The following is a 17671-nucleotide window of genomic DNA, read 5'->3' as shown; positions in this document are numbered from 1 at the left end:
ATCCCCCAAAAGTCAAGGTCTTACAACTCAGGGATTTCCTGATCCAGCTGTTTGATGTCTCGATGGACACTGAAACGCAGGCACGCCTTCACCGTAGCAAGCTGGTCGTGCACACGGGCCGCATTCGTGACAGCTTTGGCAATGCGTCGGGCGATGTCTTGGCGCATCGTGTCGTCTATTGCCTGGTGTATATGCAGCGCCCAGGAAAATTGCTGCGCCAATTGACGCGCCGTGACTTCGCTGTAGGCGAGGCCGAACGATGCGATTGCGGTGGCTAGCTTGCGGTAGGCGTTTCTGGCACCTTGCCTCCTTGTCATGTCCGACCGCCTTAGACCTGGCACCGAAATGAAGTGGCCATCGTGGCAAGCTCTCAGCCTTGCAATGCCGTCCTCGTCGCGTAGTGGCAACCAATTCGGCGGCCCCATTGCGACCCAATCGACCGCCAAATCGAAAGCAACGGTATCCATCCATCCGTGGCTCCAGATGCATTTGTCCTGAGTATTGTCGACGCGACCCGACGCCAGTGCCGCCCGAAACGCATGACAGACAAGCTCATGGTAGATTACATAAGCCATGTTCAGGATGTCCGCAGCGCATAGGTCATCGTCGGCGATCGCCACATCGATCAGACGCGGAGAACTCGTCACATCCGTGGCACCAACGACACGGGAACCAGGTATCGAGGCATCAGCGATTGCCAGCAGGGTTCTGAACTCGATCGTGGGCCGTTTGTTCAGCTGGATTCCCAAGCTTTCGATGTGATCGCGGACCTTGGCTTCAATATGATGCGCCAGCTCGAGCAACCCTGCCCGGCAATGTTTGGTTTCAACCCCTGCACCCCAGACCACGCCGTCTCCGGTCTGGCCAGGCAGTTCGCTGACGTAGCAGCTTAGAATTTCCACGCTGCCTGAAATATCGCAGGCGGTTCCGGCGAATTCGGTAAGGCTGGTAATTCCCTCCCGAATAAAGTCGGGAATGTCGCCATCGTCCTTAATTCTTACCACGGCCGCTTCGGCATGGCTCTTCAACAGGCAAAACGCGCCTTCTCGAATGCCGCTTTCTTCTTCCTCATCGATCTCGGTGCACAAGGGGTCAAGGCAACGGGCGGCCGCGAGACGAAGCGCGACCGCCGCCTTCTGATGCGAATTTAATGGCAACGACCCCACTCCGTCAGCGCTAGCGATCGCCGAACCTGGAGGCGTGACTGCCGAATTTGGTCGATCATGGCCGCGTGCACCTGGACGGCAGTCGCCACACTCGCCTCCCTCACAAACTCCATCGCCGCCCCTCCCCTCACGGATCACTCAATCTTTAGTGGCGGTAATTATTTCAAGTTGTAGACCAATGCAACTCGGCAAGCTCAGACGCCAACTACTGCCTTGGCGGTTCCATTATCGTCTGCCTTTCCAAGCTAGGAGCGGCTTCAGAAGAAATCACTGCGTCGACACTGCTAGTGTTCGACGTACCCTCGCACGTCGCCTTCAACATCCGCAACGGCGGGTTTCGAATATCGAGGAAAGCGTAGCCAATATCCCTACAGATTTTTGGTGTCGGGCCCGTTAGCCCGCCAGTCAGACAGGCGTTGCATATCCTAAATATCGCCGATTCCAGCTGTAGTGAATAGTCGAGACTGACGGCCGCCGGCTGGTCGGAAAGGAAAAGGTCCTTGCTTCGATAGTTTTTGAACCATGCGTCCACATGCTGCTTTACTTTGTCTGGCGAGCCGTAGTCCCTGACCATGTCGAACCTTCCCACTTGCCGCAAAGTTCCAGCCGGGGCACGGGACGTGGAATGACACGAGAGACAAGAGGACCTGAGATTGTCGGCCGGACCATTCGCTCGACCGTTAAAACCGAGAAACGGTCTCTCTGCCCAACCATAGAGGATCCCGCGCAAATCGCCGTTGATCCAACTTTGTCGAAGGGTCTGGTCGTACACACCTGGGTCGTTACCCCATTGCAAGGAAGCCGGTTCGAGATTGTCAAATAGCTCGTCCCCCTTGGGTGGTCCCCGCCAAACAAAGGTTCCGAAGACCCAGTCGGTGTCCCGAGCTCTCGAGTCTTTTACTGATATGTCGACCTGAAGCAGACGCAGTGACTTCAACTGCCGTTTCTTCGGACTGCGCTCTTCTCCGACATCGATGAACGCCTCGTATTCGGGAGCGTCTTTCAGATAGGTCACTTCCTCCGGGGAGGCATCGGTAAAGAGGAATTTTACCGAAACAGTGTTTTCCGGAAACTGGACCACCTTCGGAAACTGGGGATCGCACTCATCTTCGAAGATGCTTCCGAAAACCAGCGCGCCGGGCCGATTATAAAATCCCACGGCCCAGACTTGGTAGCTATCTTGGCTCGTTGGTGAAAGGTCTTTTGCATCGGGACCCCGCTCTTTCGTTAGGCCCATGCTTCGTTCGCGACCGTTTGAAGTGTAGTCCATCCAAGGCGAGATCCACCACTCATGATGGACGTCGTTCCGAACCAGTCGTTTGTCCTTTCGGACGAAGTCAGTTTGTGCGGCCCTAAGAACGGCGCGCATGTAGTCTGCTGGGTTGCTAATGAAATCAATCCGTGTCCACGGACGGTCTATCGCGTCGACAGCCTCGGGATAGTCCGTGCGCCAGTTCGCAACCGGACCTGACCCGTACTGCATGGTGCTGCCCGCGAAGCGGTCGCACGCGGCATGTGCGCTTCCCCCAACGAGCACCGCAGCAGCCAGAATGCTGCCTCCAATCAATCTGCCCATCATTGCGATCCCCTTGAGTTGAACAATTTCATTTCGAGTTCTATGGTTCGTCGATCATCGAGGGCAAGAAGCGCGGTCTTGAGTTCGCCAGCGCTTATCCCGACCTTCATGTTCTCGACCGCGATTTCGTCTCTCTGGGCGGATACCGGTTTATTGGAGCGATGCTCTGGAGCGATTTCGGCCTTTTTGAAGATCGGCGTATGGCAATGCTCGAAGCGGAGAACGGGTTGAACGATTATCGCAAAATCAAGATGTCGAAAAAGCCGTTCAAGCGGTTCTCCGCTCGGCATGCTTTGGGGCTGCATATCGAGGACAGGCTTTTTCTCAAGGGCACGCTCGATACGCCTTGCGACCAGCCAACGATTGTCGTCACCCACCATGCTCCAAGCATCCTGTCGGTGTTACCCGAGTATATGGACGATCCCCTGACACCGAGTTTCGTGTCGAACTTGGAACGCGAGATCATCAGAAACCAGCCGCGACTATGGGTTCACGGCCATCTGCACAATCGAAGCGACTACTACATCCAGAACACTCGAGTCATTTGCAACCCGCGCGGCTATCCCGACGAGGTGGCAAGTTCCGGATTCGATCCGCTGCTCGTCATCGATCTGAATGAATACCAGGGTGGTTAGGATGTCGATGAAGAGGAAGCGGGTGCCCTGGCGATCGCATCACATTGCCGGCGAGGTATTTGTCACCTTGCCTGTCTACCTGGCGTATTGCGGCGTGGCGGCCGCGCTGAGGGCCTACAACCGGCCGGACGCATCGTTTCGGGCCATCCTCGTCGTGGAGAGCGAGGAGGCGATGGATTGTTACCTCCGCGCTGCGCGGGTGTTCCTGGGCAGGCTGTGCGACGATCCCTATGACCAGCCGGTTGCGCGAGAGCTGGCGACGCACGGCAAGAAAGGTCTGTTCTGGGACGACAATGCTCGGTCAGGAAATGCAAGAAGGCGGGCGATCTTTGTCGCCACTGCCCTCGAGCAGATCGACGACGAGATCGCGTTAGGTGCGGACGTGGTGGCGATCATTCCTGCTGTGACCGAGCGACGCCTGCAGGCAGCCCTCAAGCGGAGCGGCATCCGGGCTACCGCGGAAGAGCGGGCGCATATGCTTTTGGAGTCCTGGCAACGGCTGAGTCTGGCTTTTCTACCTGGACGGTCGGCGACGAAGGCGCTTCAACGCCTCCTACGCCAACGGCCGCCGCCGGCAAAAAAGCCCGAAAAATCACCTGCGACGGCCAACGGCCCCAGCCTCGATGATCTGTCGGGATATGGTGCCTTGTGCGACTGGGGCCGCGAACTCGCCCTCGACCTTCGGCTGTATAAAGAGGGCCAGATTGAGTGGGACGACGTCGACGCGGGAGTCTTGATTTCCGGGCCGCCGGGCACGGGTAAGACGCTATTTGCCGGGGCTTTGGCGAAAACCTGCGATGTTCCCGTCGTTTATGGAACCGCGGCCCAGTGGCAGGCAAAAGGCTATCTCAATGACTTCCTGAAGGCGATGAACAGGACATTCGCAGACGCCGAATCGGAAGCGCCATGTATCCTGTTCATCGACGAAATCGATGCGTTCGGAGACCGGTCGATCCCGGACCATAACTCGGACTACAAGCGGCAGGCGATAAACGGGCTGCTGGAACGGCTGGACGGCTTCGAAAGGCGCATCGGCATTATTGTCGTCGCGGCATGTAACGATCCTGAAAAGCTCGACCCCGCTATCCGAAGAGCGGGAAGATTGGACCGCCATTTTGCGATTAGTCCTCCCGACGAAAAGGCACGCCTCGGCATACTCGCCTACTACGCGGATTTGAAACTCTCGGACACTGATGCCGCGCGATTTTTGCGCGCGACAGAGGGGTTCACTGGGGCAGACATCCGGCAACTGGTCAAGGAAGCGAAGCGGTTGTCAAGACGCAGTGCGGAGGTGCTTGCGGCTCCGCACATGTTGGCGAGCCTGCCTCAGCTAATATGCATTCCGCCCGAGACGATGCGAAGAGCAGCAATCCACGAGGCTGGGCACGCGATTGTCGGGCTGGAACTTGGTTGTGCGGAGTTGAAGTAGTACAAATCTTGCAGGAAGTTGGTCCTTGCGCCAGCAATGGGTTTGGCCGAACGGTGTTCGAGACAACTCCGTTCATGTTGCACACGCGACAGCATTATCTGGAGCGGACGGCACTGGCACTCGGCGGTATGGCGGCCGAGCTGATGGTCTTCGGCGAGTTCTCGGACGGTGCAACCGGCGGGGACTTATCCGATCTGGCAAGCGCGACTAGGTTTGCAACGCTGGTGGAGGGATGCTTCGGAATGGGAGGCACATTGCGGACCGAAGCAAATGATGATGCCACATTGGCCCGCCTCCGCCTCAACAACCCGGAACTGCGACGTTGGATTGACAGCCTGCTCAATGAGGCACTCGAACGCGCGAAGGCAATCGTTCAGCACCAGCGGCCGGCAGTCGAGGAGTTGGCCGATAGGCTGCTGGAGGTGTTCTGCCTGACGCGCGAAGGCGTTGAGGAAATCTATGGACGGCATCGATTTGGGCCCAGGTGAGCTTCCGCAAATTCAATGCGGAAGACTGGAATGGCAACGCGCTGTGCCTAGTTCGCGCGCGGGCCTGAGATGACAATATTGTGGGAGGCTTTGATGCCGAAAAAGCGGGCCAATGGACGGAAACATGATCGCGACACCGCGACGGTCGGCTCTGCGCTTGATGAGGTCGGATTCATACCGCTGGGAAAGCGGCTTATAGTAGGGAAACGCGAAGTGCGACCGACATTGAAAATGCAGGGGAAACAAGGAAATCATGCGGTTGAAAGCCAGCCTCCCCCAAAACCGGCGCGGCGCAAGCCCTCAATAACATGAGGCACTTCCGCATAAGCTCCCACAGCAAGCCGCTGTTGTTCCCTTGGTTCAGTCCGAAATGCCATGGCGAGACCACCAAGTCAGGGCGTGCCAGGGTGCCGGCCTGTCCTGTTCCAAGCCGCGTCATTCAAGCCCGGGCCGAGTTGTTCTGCTGGCCTATTTCCAGTCAGCCAATGTTGACACTCTCGGCCCGGCACGGGCATCGGACGGACGATCTTCGATAATGTTGACCGGGATGGGCCCATTTGCTGGCAATTTTCCCGGTTGATGTCCGTTTTACTGCGCGAAGCAGACGCGACCTCACGACCGCTTTTGGCCCCCAAGCGGACTTTTTTCTTTGCATCGGAATTTGGCTGCATTGCGCCGCCATGTCGGCCGTAGAGACCAGCTTGGCCGCTTCCCGAAAGCGGACGTCGCCAGCGACAAGGCCGGACTACTGGATTGCGCCCTAAGAAGTCATTGGCAAATTTCGCTACTCATGACGTGACTTTTATCAACTCGCTCCTAAGTTGGTAGATGGCTGCGCAACGCTGCTCGGCCAAGTCGAAATCCCGGGAGCTCAGACGATGTTGAAATGGCATTTGCATACCGCTGTCGCCTCCATCATTGCCGCGGCCGCATTTTCAGTCCCACTTGCGCATGCCCAGGAGGGCAAAGCACCTCCGCTGGTCGAGCAGATCAATAAGGGCAAATGGCTGGAGCAGACGGAGGCCGACGCTTTACTGGACGAGCTCTACTACCAGCGCGCAATCCACGCCTACATGACAATGCTGCCGGCGCTGAATGTAATCGGCATGCGTGACGGGTCGGAGGCCACGTTCGGAGCGGGGTACAACGTGTTGCCGATCTGGAAAGACCGGATGGACAGCCGCGCCTGGGTGCCGACGCCCAATGCTGACGTCATCTACTCGATGAACTACCTGGACCTGAAAGAAACCGGGCCGTTGGTGATTGCAGCGCCGCCAAACGTCATCGGCATGTTCACCGACTTCTTCCAGCGGACGATCACCGATGTCGGTGCAATCGGGCCTGATCGTGCTCGCGGTGGCCTCTACCTTCTTTTGCCGCCAGACTACGACGGTGAGGTTCCGCAGGGCTACTTCACCTTCAAGTCGCCGACCTACAATGTCTTCCTGTTTTTCCGCACCATCATGACAAAGGGTGAGGATGGTCCTGATCCCGCCCCAGCGGTCGCACTTGCCGAACGGACCCGGATTTATCCGCTCTTTGCCTCGGAGAAGGACATCAAGCCGATGGAGTTTCCCAACGGCTCCGGCAAGCGGATCAACATGATGTACCCGGTCGACAACGGCTATTGGACCAAGCTGAAGGCGTTTGTCGACTACGAACCGGTCGCGGCTATCGATCCGGAGCTGCGCGGCGTTCTCGCCTCCATCGGCATCGTCAAGGGCAAGCCCTTCGAGCCGAGCCAAAAACAGCAGGAGCTACTGAAGAAAGCCGTCGAGACTGCGCCGAAGATGATCATGGCGCTTCGCCAGACGGGCCGTCCCGATGGTCGGAACAAGTATTACACTGATCGGCAGTACGAGAACGTATGGGGCGGCGCGACGGCTGAGTGGCTGCAAGACAGCTACCTCGACGTTAACCAGAGAGCGACCTACTTCCAGGTCGCCTATTCGTCCGCGCCAGCCATGGTCATGCGAACGATAGATGCAGGTTCTAAGTATCCGACCACGCTACGCGATGCCGATGGCGATTTTCTCGACGGCTCGAAAGCCTACAAACTTCACCTGCCGCCGAACCCTCCTGCCAAGCTGTTCTGGGCCGTCACGGCCTATGACATCACCGATGGCACGATGCCAGAGACGCCGCAGCTTCTGCCGTCAATCAATGCCTTCAACAACGTCAAAACCAACGAGGACGGCTCGATCGATCTGTGGTTTGGGCCAAGCAAGCCTGCAGATGCGCCCGACACCAACTTCATTCAGACGGTTCAGGGACGCAACTTCCTCGCCACGGTTCGTCTGTACGGAACTGGAACAGAGTTCTATGACCAGACGTGGAAGCCGGATGATCTGGTGAAGGTGAAATAACAAACGCTTGGCCCGTTGCCGATCATGCAGCGGGCCATTTGCATTCTACGTCGATCACATCCGCATTGCGCCAATGTCAGCCGTTGGAGCAAGCCGTTGCCCGAAGCAGACATCGTCGGTGAATACGCTGCAGGTCGCAGATAGATGCACCAGATAACCTGATCTCAGCCGAGATCGCTCCGGGCAGAAGTTCCCCTGTCTCTTTCTTCCTGCTATCGTGGAGATGAGGGACGGCTCTATGAGCGAGAACCGCAAGCTGGCCGCAATTCTGGCCGCGGACGTAGTCGGATATAGCCGGCTCGCCAGCGAGGACGAAGATCGCACGCTGGCAAGGTTGCGGGCACTGCGCAGCGACCTGATCGATCCAACCATCGCCGTGCACAACGGCCGTGTTATCAAGCGCACCGGAGACGGAGCGCTGGTCGAATTCCGCAGCGTTGTCGATGCCGTGCGATGCGCCATCGAGGTGCAGAACGGCATGGGCGAGCGCAATGCCGGCGTTCAGCAGGATCGGCGCATCGAGTTCCGGATCGGCATCCATCTGGGGGACGTAGTAGAGGAAAGCGATGGCGACCTGATGGGTGACGGCATCAACATCGCCTCGCGTCTCGAGGGTATCGCGGCCCCTAGCGCCATTTGCTTGTCCGAGGACGCCTATCGCCAGGTCAGGGCGAGACTCGATCTCTCCGTCAGCGATCTTGGCATCACACAGCTCAAGAACATCGTCGAGCCGATCCGGATCTATTCGCTCCAGGTCGGTGCCGCCGCGGAGGCAAAACCAGCGACCGCTGGCACCGTTGCTCGTGCGCCGGCCACATTGCCGCCGGACCTTTCGATTGCCGTGCTGCCCTTCGTCAACATGAGCGGCGATGCCGAGCAGGAGTACTTCGCCGACGGCATCTCCGAAGATATCATTACTGCTTTGTCGAAGCTGTCGCAGTTGTTTGTCATCGCTCGCAACTCGTCGTTTACTTTCAAGGGCCGGAGCGTGAACGTGAAGGAGGTCGGCAATAGCCTCAATGTGCGATACGTGCTGGAAGGAAGCGTCCGCAAATCAGGCAATAAGGTGAGGATCACCGCGCAGCTCATCGACGCGACCACTGGCGGGCATCAGTGGGCGGAGCGTTTCGATCGCGACCTGACCGATATCTTCGCGGTGCAGGATGACGTCACGCAGCAGATCGTCGGCGCTCTGGAACTCAAGCTGACGGCCGTGGACAAGCAGCGGCTCGCGAGCGAGCAGACCCAAAATTTGGAAGCCTATGACTGCTTCCTGCGGGGCCGTGAACACATGTGGCGGCTGACGAGAGAGCAGAACTTTCAGGGCCGGCAATTGCTGCAACGCGCCATCGATCTGGACCCGAAATTCGCCCCGGCCCACGCGTTCCTCGCCGTCACGCACGGGCTGGCCTACGTCAACCAGTGGAGCCAGTCGCCGTCGAAATCGCTGGAACAAGCGATCGAGACTGCGACGCGCGCGGTGGCGCTCGACGATCGATATCCGTACGCACATTGGGCGCTCGGCGTCGTCAACTTGTACCTGCGACGGCTTGACGTGGCCATCCGCGAGGCTGAACGTGTGATCGCGCTTGCTCCCAATCTTGTCGAGGGCCACGAGAGCCTCGGCAACGCGCTGCACTACGCGGGCAGGTCCGACGAGGCCCTCGTCTGTTTCGAGCGGGCAATGGCCCTGAATCCATATTATCCGGACATTTTTCTGCACTTCCACGCGCAGGCGATGTTCCAGTTGGGCAGGTACGAGGAGGCCGTTGTCTTCCTGAAGCGACGGCTTGTCCGCAATCCAGCCACCGACATCTCACGTGTGTTGCTGGCGGCGAGCTACGGTCACTTGGGCCGCTTCGCGGAGTCGCGCGGCGAGTGGGAGGAGGTGTTCCGGATCAATCCCGATTATTCCTTGGAGCACAGGCGCAAAGTGCTGCCCTACAAGGACCCTGCCGATTTCGAGCGCATTGTGGACGGCCTGCGCAAAGCTGGCCTCACCGAGTGATTGCATTCCATCGCCGCCAGTCGTCAACAGCTTCCGTGCACCGCGAGTGCGAGACTTGCTTATGGCTTATTCGTGCAGGCAGCCGCCAGCGGGCAAAGCATTGTTCCTGTGCGCATAACAATCAAATCCGCTCCAGACGAACGTCCGGAGATTGCGCAACAGCGCCGGTTCCAGCTTGAGCAGTCTGTCCGCAACGCGCCATTAGTGATCCGCCGGTGTTTGATTTCCAGACCGCAAATCCGAAGAATGACCGCGCTCAGAAATGCGCTTCGTCACGTTGCTGAATGCCCGGCCAATACGCACATGGATTGCCCCAAGTTCCGCAGACTTCTTATTGTGGCGTCTAAATTCTGTGGGCGGCCAGAACGCACGAAAGGCGGGAACTGGGACGCAGGAATATTCTGACAACACGCCTCAGCCTCCTCGATGAAGAGCGTGGGGCCAGGCGTAAACATCTGATTCCTTGTTCACTCATGCAATGTGCGAGGGATCGATGGTCCAACTTCAATATCGGAAAATCTCGCTCTGAACCCTTCGCGCTCGGGCGAGCATGCCATGACACCGACATGACCATCAGCGCGCGAAAATGGGCAGAGCCTTGCCATCTGCCACGGTGCATTTCCAAATCGAAACTGAATCCGCACCGCGTCATCGTGGCGCGTCAATCGTACGGATAAGGGATCGGACGGTGCGACGCGGGGGAGCGGTATGACTGACCAATCCGACACCGAATTCGTAACCACGACACTGAAATGCATCAGGCCGTCCGCGTATTCGATGCCGCATTTGATCCAGTTTTCTGCATCAACGCGGAGCATCAGACCCGCTTGGTCGTACAACGTGTCGTACTCGCCTACGACCGTTGCGGAGCCCGTGAAATCACCTGATATCGGACGCAGATACGCATGGCCGTTGTCCCGCGTAAAACCGTAGAACGTGTGACGCCAGAAATCCGTCTGCGAATCTGTTGTCACCGACAGGTGCGCAGCGTCGCCGCCCCACGATGCAGGCTCATTCAACCAACAGAAGTCCGTACTCATGCGCCCTCCCCGATGCGCTTCCAATGTTCGAGATGACATCACCTCAAGCAGCGCCCCAGCTTCCCTGGGACGCTGCTGATTACAGCTCAGAGTCCATTGTCCTTCATGATCTGCGCTGCGTTATCCTTGGTGACCATCAGCGTGTCGAGAGTGATGGTTTTTTCCACCTTCTCGCCGTTCAGGAATTTGATCGCCTGGCGGAGGCCCTCAGCGCCTGGTGTTGCATAGAGGAAGGTGGCGGTTAGTTCGCCGTTATTGACCCACATCACACCTTCGGCGGGCAGAGCGTCGATGCCGATGAATTTGATTTCTTTCTCGCGGCCGGCATCCTTGGCTGCGAGATAGGCACCGTAAGCCATCGGATCATTGTGACCATAAACGAGGTCAATTTTTTCGTTGTTGCGGAGGGCTGTTGCCATGATGTTGTAGGCTTGGTCCTGTTTCCAGTCCCCGGATTGCTGGTCGAGTAGGTTTTTGATGCCCGGTTCCTTGTCCGTGAATTCGTGGAAGCCGTCATGGCGGTCATGCGCGGGCTGCGTGCCCATGCCGCCCCATATCTCGACCACGTTCCCTTGGGCCTTGCCTTTCCCGCCTAGGACTTCGACTGCGTACTCACCCGCCGCACGGCCGATCAGCTTGTTATCACCACCGACAAACTGCGTGTACTGGTCCGTCTCGACGTTTCGGTCCAGAACGAAAACTGGAATCTTGGCATCGATTGCCTGCTGTACGACTCCCGTCAGGCCTGCAGATTCCTTCGGCGAGATCAGGAGCGCATCAACTTCCTGCCGGATAAGATTCTCGACGTCAGCTACCTGCTTTTCCGTTTTGTCTTCGCCATCGGTAATGATCAGCTCGACATCGGGATGCTTGGCTGCCTCCGCGATAATGTCCTTGTTGAACTGGGCGCGCCAGGGCTCGATGGTCGTTGCTTGGCTAAACCCAATTCGCCATTTCTTGTCTTGAGCCGCGGCGTCATTCGCGGGCATCAAGGCGGTGGTTGCGGTGAGGACGGCTGCGAAGGCCGCCAACATAAGCTCACGACGTTTCATTCCTTCTTTCCTCCCATTGTTAGAGACACTGTCTCTGGCGACGACCGCTCCTCCGCGGCCGAACCCTTCACTTCCGGCTGATGGCGCGAATGCCATAGACGGCTGAAAAGATCTCCCGTGCTGCGCTCTTGAACGAGCACGGTCCCGATGATGATGAGCCCCTTGAGGACCAACTGAAGGTTGGAGTTGATATTGTGGAGCTGCAGGATGTTGGACAGCAGACCGAAGATGAGAACACCACAGAAGGTGCCCGCGAGACCGCCCCTGCCGCCCATCAGGCTTGTACCGCCGATCACGACGGCGGCGATTGCGTCGAGCTCCAGCCCCGCGCCTGCATCGGGTTTTCCCTGGCGATACTGGGCCACGTAGAGAACGGCGGCGAGCCCAGCAAGCAGACCGGAAACGGCATAGGTAACAATCTTCACACGGCCAGCGTTGATGCCGGAAAGCCTCGCGGCCTCTTCATTCCCACCGATTGCATAGACATAACGTCCGAACGGCGTGAACCGGAGCACTGCACCGTAGAGGATGATCGCGACGATGAAGAATATGCCGGGCATCGGAACGACACCAAAGACAAGCTGGCGCAGAATATCGAAGTCTGCCGTTGCATTGGAGCCGGTATAGACGGGCAGCACGGCGTTGTTCTGCCCCGCCGTCAGCCGTGCGATGCCGAGCGCCGTGACCATCATCGCCAGCGTTACGATAAAGGGCTGCAGTCGTCCGAACACGATTATCATGCCGTTGATTGCTCCGAAGACGAGGCCGACTGCGGGGGCGACCAAAAGGACACCCAGGACGCCGAACTTCGTCTGGACCTGGGGCAGCAAGTAGCTCAGCACCAGCGCGCAGAGCAGTATTCCGGCGACCGCGGGGAGCACGAGGCCGCGCATGCTGTCGAGGTGAATGTCCCGGATACTATCCTTGCCGGCTCGTACCTTCTCGATGTTCAGAAATGCAAAGCGCACGATCACCGCACCGATGAGCAGGGACGCAGCGCTGACCGAGGGAAGGCCAAGAAAAACTGCTGGCGTCTCGCCTGGCACCGTCAAAAGCATCGCGCAGACCACACTGCAGATCGCCATGAGAGAGCCGACCGAGAGATCGATCCCGGCAGTCAGAATTACGGCAGTCATGCCCGTCGCGATCAGCCCGGTCGTGGACACCTGCCGGAGCACGTCAAGGAGATTGCCAGACGACAAAAAGATGTTCTTTCCGGAGGAAGTCACCGGCGATGAGAGTACGCCGATCAGGAAGATGGCTATTAGCCCCCAGTACAATTTCGTCCGGGAAACCAGTCTAACGAGACTCATGCCATTGCCCTCCCCGCGGCCGCGCGAGGGGCAGCGAGCTGCATAATGCGTTCCTCGCTTGCTTCAGCATGGGAAAGGATACCGGTCTGCCGGCCCTCAGCCATCACAAGCACGCGGTCGGAGAGATGAAGCAGTTCGGGCAATTCTGAACTCACCACGACAATGGCCAGTCCCTCCTCTGCCAGCTTGAAAATCAGCTCGTAGATCTCCCGCTTGGCCCCGACATCAATGCCTCGTGTTGGCTCGTCCAAAAGCAACACGCGGGGGCGGGTGGCCAACCACTTACCGATTACGACTTTTTGCTGGTTGCCGCCGGATAGGGTGTTCGCCGTCTGGTCCACCCCTTCGCAGTGCACGGTGAGAACATCGACCATTTGTTCAGCAATTGCTTCTTCGCGCTTGGTGGACCGCAACGCGAAACGCGCAAGCCGCCCCACCAGCGGCAATGCGATGTTGTCCGCGATGGTATCATTCAGGTGCAGTCCCTGCGTCTTGCGATCTTCGGTGACCAATGCAATGCCGAGACGGCGTGCATCCAGTGGCGAGCGAACATGGACGGGAACGCCGTCCAGGCGGATCTCACCACCCGCGCGCCCCCTGCTCGACCCGAAGATCGTCGTCAGGATTTCGGTCCGCCCCGCGCCGAGCAGTCCACCGACACCAAGGATTTCGCCTGCGCGGAGATCGAAGCTGACCCCGCGCAATACCTCGCGCCTACCCCGCCGACCGGAAACCGAAAGAGATAGATCGCAGACTGACAAGATGCTCGGGCCGGATGAAGCCACCGGTGATCGTTCGCCATCGAGAAGACTACGGCCGACCATTGCCGCAATTACCGTATCTTCATTCAAGTCATCTCGCAGACGCGTCCAGACATGCCGGCCATCGCGGAAAACGGTGACCCGATCGCTCAGTTGCATGACCTCGTCGATCCTGTGCGAGATGTAGATGATCCCGACCCCACTCTCCGAGAGCTGTTTGATGATCTTGAACAGACGCCGGCACTCACCGGGCGACAGCGCCGAGGTCGGCTCGTCCATGATTAGCATGCGTGCGTTCAACGACAGCGCCTTGGCAATCTCCACAAGCTGCTGCTCGCCCACGCGCAAAGTTCCGACGCGTGCCTCCGGATCAAGTTGAATCCCGAGTCGTTCCAGCAGCGCGCGGGAAGAATTGAGACTTGCCTTGCGATCCACGAATAGGCCGGCAATCAAGCGTTCGCGACCGAGAAAGATATTGTCTGCAACACTGAGCTCGGGGACGAGGTTAAGTTCCTGGTGGATTATGGCGATGCCGGCGGCTTCCGCGTCACGGACACTACCAAAGCGGACGGGCGATCCATCGACGCAGACCGTGCCTTGGTAGTCGGTATACACGCCGGAGAGGATTTTCATGAGCGTTGACTTGCCCGCGCCATTCTCACCCATCAGCGAATGGATTTCGCCGGCCATGAGGTCGAATTGAACCGCGCGCAAGGCGGCGACGCCGCCAAACGACTTCGAGACGCCATCAGCCGTCAGAAGCAGATCTGCCGAAAGAGCAACGCCGTTTGCTGGGGGCATCGGAATATCATCGCGCATGATATGGCGGCCTCCCTACAGCCAACATCCAACGCTTGAATTCTCCAATTCTTGTGAGGTTATTCGAAACGTTTAAATGGTGTCAAGCAAGCACATTGAGGCATTCCTGCAGGTGTTGCGAAAGGACTGCTGCTCAAATATGGTTCTGACGGGCGTCAGATCGAAACGTTTTGATTGACCATGCAACGCAGGATTCGCAAATCAACCTCACCCACGATGCTTGATGTGGCGAAAGCCGCCGAAGTGTCGGTGGCGACGGTTTCTGCGGTCCTCAATGGTTCCGCGCCGGTCAGCCCGGAGTTGCGCGCCAGGATCCAAGAGGCCATCCATCGCATCGGCTACAAGCGCAATGCCATCGCGCGCAGTCTGAAATTAGGCACGACACGCACGGTCGGGCTCATGGTAGCCGACATCACAAACCCATTCTTCACCGACGTGGTCTCTTTCATTCAGGACGCTCTCCATCATGCAGGTTATGCAGTCATGCTCTGCTGCAATGATGAGGATGTCGGCATGCAGGATGAGCAGATCGAACTCCTGATCGACCGCATGGTCGACGGCTTGATCATTGCTCCCGCAGGCGACGATGAACATCTGAAGCGGATCCTCGCCGCAGCCAAGCTTCCAACCGTCCTTATCGACCGCTTATGTGACGGCATCGACACCGATGCCGTAGTTCTCGACAACCATCGCGCCGTGCAGGATGCGACCTCATACATGATTGGCCTCGGCCATCGGCGCATTGGCTACATTTCAGGTTCTCTGGAAACGTCGACGGGCCGCGACCGTCTTGCGGGCTTTCGCACGGCATTGGCGGCTGCCGGGCTGCCCTTCGACGACAACTTGGTGCGGCTTGGCAATTTTCGCGAGATGAGTGCTTACACAGCCGCGATGCAATTGCTCTCAAGCGCGGACCGCCCGACGGCGATATTCTCCGCAAACAATCTGATGGTGATCGGCGTCATGAAGGCCATTCGGGATCTCGGCCTTCGTTGCCCGGACGACGTCTCTGTTGCCAGTTTCGACGATTTTCCCTGGGCGGACGTATTCGAGCCGCATCTGACGACAATCGCGCAACCGGTTCAAGCGATTGGAGAGCAGGCAGCACACCTGCTTCTTGAAAGACTGGCGGGGAAAAGCCCGGAAACGGCGCGGAGGCTGGTTTTGCAGGGGCGTCTAGTGATCCGCGGCTCGTGCCGGTCCAACATTCCGGTCGCGCTTGATGATAGGGGCAGTATCTAAGAAGCCGATTTGCGTCATCGATAAAATTGGCATCGAATTCCTGCTTGAGCGAACAAGGCACACGCGCGCCAGACGCTCTGTCGGTCGCATTTGCAAACGTGAAGCAAACGCTCAAAGAGACTGACCTACCGCCCTGTCTGCTGCGAAGTGGGGGCGGCGGTGCGAGCCCTCGGTCTCAGGCGACGGACCATCCACCGTCAACGAGCAGGTTCGCTCCAGTGATCAGGCTCGCAGCCGGCGATGCAAGGAAGACTACGGCACCCACCACATCATCGGTTTCTCCAATCCGGCCGAGTGGAATGTGACCGAGCGTCGCCTTGCGATTGTGGGCATCGGATAGAAAAGGTGCTGTACCATCTGTGTGGATGAAAGTCGGCGATACGGTATTGACGGTGACATTGTAGCGTGCCCATTCGGCTGCAAGGCAGCGCGTGAGGTGATTGATCGCCGCCTTGCTCATGCAATAGATTGCTTCGCCGCGCAGTGCCACCGTCCCGGCCTGCGAACTGATACTGATGATCCGGCCCCCGTTGCGCTCGATCATGTGACGGCCCACTGCCTGCGTCATCAGGAAGGTACCCTTGATGTTGACATCTAGTATCTCGTCAAGGTCATCCTCCTCAACGAGCTCCGCGAGATTGCCCGGAGCCACGCCGACATTGTTGACGAGGATATCGATCCGACCGAACGTAGCGATCGCCGCGTCGACGGCTTGCGCAATATGGGCCTTGTTGGGAATGTCCAGTTCAACAGGCAGAGCTTTTCGTCCCACGCCCCCGAGTTCGGCGACCAAGCCTGCCGACGCTGCGACATCGCGGACCCCCAAGACAATATCGGAGCCTGCTGCGGCACAGGCAAGTGCGCAAGCACGTCCAATGCCACGGCTCGCTCCCGTAACAAAAGTCACCTTGCCCTCAAGGCTGAAGTCTGGCGCATTCTTCTTCATCATGATGCCTCCCTCGGTGAAGCTCATTTATTGCAGCGTCGGCGTGCGGATGCCAGATAGTCTGCGTAAGAGGAGCGTCACTTTGGCCAATCGTTTGCGCCAATAGCAGACATGCGGCGATGATTAGCCCCAGGCGGCCTTGTACTCACGGCCCCCTTAATCGCGCGATTTCCTGTTCGAGTTCGGTGATCCTCCGGTCCTTCTCTGCCAAGGCTGACTGAACTGCCGCAGCATCAAACATCTGTGGTACGTGCTGAGGGCAGTTCGCATCCCATGCTGTGACGGAAAACAGGATCGCCTGCTCCGCGCGAGCACGGTACCCCTCCGGGAATAGCCGAGAGGTTAGATCGTCGTCGCCTTCAACCACTCGAGCCTGTCCCCAAATCTTGACGCGCTGTCGAAGAGCGTAATCTATCAGGAAGAGATGCGCCTTGTGGTTTTCCGAGAGGTTTCCCTGGGTGATGTATTGTCGATTTCCTGCGAAGTCAGCGAATCCTATTGTCTTGTCATCAAGGACTTTCAGGAACCCGGCAGGCCCACCGCGATGCTGAATGTACGGCTGGCCTGCCGCGTTCGCTGTTGCCAGAAAGACCGTCGTCCGGCTTTCGATAAATGCGGCGAGCTCCTTGGTGATCGCCGTCTGCCAGGAGCCGCCAGTTTCCATCCTAGAATAGGAGTGCCTTGACCCCTTGCGCGTCTGAATCGCCTTTACCGCCGAGGTAAAGGCGACGTCACTGGGAAAATTGGAATCGGTCTCGTACATCTTTCTGGACCCCGACAGCGTGTTGAGGTCGGAATCTATGTCCTTCCGAATTTCGCGACCATCCTGT

The 17671-nt window shown here is 58.2% G+C and carries 14 protein-coding genes; 6 read left to right on the top strand and 8 right to left on the bottom strand.

Going from position 1 to position 17671, the window contains the following annotated elements; all coding sequences use genetic code 11:
* Nucleotides 1-20 precede the first annotated feature (20 nt).
* Entirely contained in the window at nucleotides 21-1157 is a 1137-nt protein-coding gene (locus tag IB238_RS05160) for a hypothetical protein (protein ID WP_192244156.1), read from the bottom strand.
* Between the two features lie 214 nt (nucleotides 1158-1371).
* A complete protein-coding gene (locus IB238_RS05155) occupies nucleotides 1372-2745 on the bottom strand; it encodes a hypothetical protein (RefSeq protein WP_192244154.1) in 1374 nt (457 codons plus the stop codon).
* A gap of 197 nt (nucleotides 2746-2942) precedes the next feature.
* Here IB238_RS05155 and IB238_RS05150 point away from each other — a divergent pair, with 197 nt between their 5' ends.
* From IB238_RS05150 to IB238_RS05130, 5 genes are all read left to right on the top strand, one after another.
* Entirely contained in the window at nucleotides 2943-3377 is a 435-nt protein-coding gene (locus IB238_RS05150) for a hypothetical protein (protein ID WP_192244153.1), read from the top strand.
* 1 nt (nucleotide 3378) lies between these two features.
* Nucleotides 3379-4806 (top strand): ATP-binding protein, encoded by a 1428-nt coding sequence (locus IB238_RS05145; protein WP_192244151.1) that lies wholly within the window; start codon nucleotides 3379-3381, stop codon nucleotides 4804-4806.
* Between the two features lie 74 nt (nucleotides 4807-4880).
* Nucleotides 4881-5294, top strand: coding sequence for a hypothetical protein (locus IB238_RS05140; RefSeq protein WP_192244149.1), 414 nt, complete (start codon nucleotides 4881-4883; stop codon nucleotides 5292-5294).
* Nucleotides 5295-6172: 878 nt separating this feature from the next.
* Nucleotides 6173-7660, top strand: a complete 1488-nt coding sequence (locus tag IB238_RS05135) for a DUF1254 domain-containing protein (RefSeq protein WP_192244147.1) — start codon at nucleotides 6173-6175, stop codon at nucleotides 7658-7660.
* Between the two features lie 238 nt (nucleotides 7661-7898).
* Nucleotides 7899-9668: an adenylate/guanylate cyclase domain-containing protein gene (locus tag IB238_RS05130; RefSeq protein WP_192244145.1), complete on the top strand. Its 1770-nt coding sequence runs from the start codon at nucleotides 7899-7901 to the stop codon at nucleotides 9666-9668.
* A gap of 467 nt (nucleotides 9669-10135) precedes the next feature.
* Here the strand turns inward: IB238_RS05130 and IB238_RS05125 are convergent, their stop codons facing one another.
* The 4 genes from IB238_RS05125 to IB238_RS05110 form a co-directional block, all read right to left on the bottom strand.
* A complete protein-coding gene (locus IB238_RS05125) occupies nucleotides 10136-10708 on the bottom strand; it encodes a DUF1349 domain-containing protein (protein ID WP_192244143.1) in 573 nt (190 codons plus the stop codon).
* A gap of 86 nt (nucleotides 10709-10794) precedes the next feature.
* A complete protein-coding gene (locus IB238_RS05120; protein WP_192244141.1) occupies nucleotides 10795-11760 on the bottom strand; it encodes a substrate-binding domain-containing protein in 966 nt (321 codons plus the stop codon).
* Nucleotides 11757-13073, bottom strand: a complete 1317-nt coding sequence (locus IB238_RS05115; RefSeq protein ID WP_192244139.1) for an ABC transporter permease — start codon at nucleotides 13071-13073, stop codon at nucleotides 11757-11759. Before IB238_RS05115 ends, IB238_RS05120 begins: the two co-directional genes overlap by 4 nt.
* Nucleotides 13070-14653 (bottom strand): sugar ABC transporter ATP-binding protein, encoded by a 1584-nt coding sequence (locus tag IB238_RS05110; protein ID WP_192244137.1) that lies wholly within the window; start codon nucleotides 14651-14653, stop codon nucleotides 13070-13072. The genes IB238_RS05115 and IB238_RS05110 overlap by 4 nt, the downstream gene beginning before the upstream one ends.
* A 216-nt stretch (nucleotides 14654-14869) precedes the next feature.
* Between IB238_RS05110 and IB238_RS05105 the strand changes: the two genes are divergently transcribed.
* Nucleotides 14870-15895, top strand: a complete 1026-nt coding sequence (locus IB238_RS05105; protein ID WP_192247366.1) for a LacI family DNA-binding transcriptional regulator — start codon at nucleotides 14870-14872, stop codon at nucleotides 15893-15895.
* 175 nt (nucleotides 15896-16070) lie between these two features.
* On the opposite strand, the gene IB238_RS05100 is transcribed toward IB238_RS05105, so the two are convergent.
* Nucleotides 16071-16841 (bottom strand): glucose 1-dehydrogenase, encoded by a 771-nt coding sequence (locus IB238_RS05100; RefSeq protein WP_192247363.1) that lies wholly within the window; start codon nucleotides 16839-16841, stop codon nucleotides 16071-16073.
* A gap of 145 nt (nucleotides 16842-16986) precedes the next feature.
* On the bottom strand, nucleotides 16987-17604 hold the full coding sequence (locus IB238_RS05095) for a pyridoxamine 5'-phosphate oxidase family protein (protein ID WP_192244135.1): 618 nt from the start codon (nucleotides 17602-17604) through the stop codon (nucleotides 16987-16989).
* Nucleotides 17605-17671 lie beyond the last annotated feature (67 nt).

Origin of the sequence: Rhizobium sp. ARZ01 (genome assembly GCF_014851675.1) — a bacterium.
GTDB lineage: Bacteria > Pseudomonadota > Alphaproteobacteria > Rhizobiales > Rhizobiaceae > Mycoplana.
The sequence above is the reverse complement of the archived record's forward strand: the minus strand, read 5'-3'. Positions and strand labels throughout refer to the sequence as shown.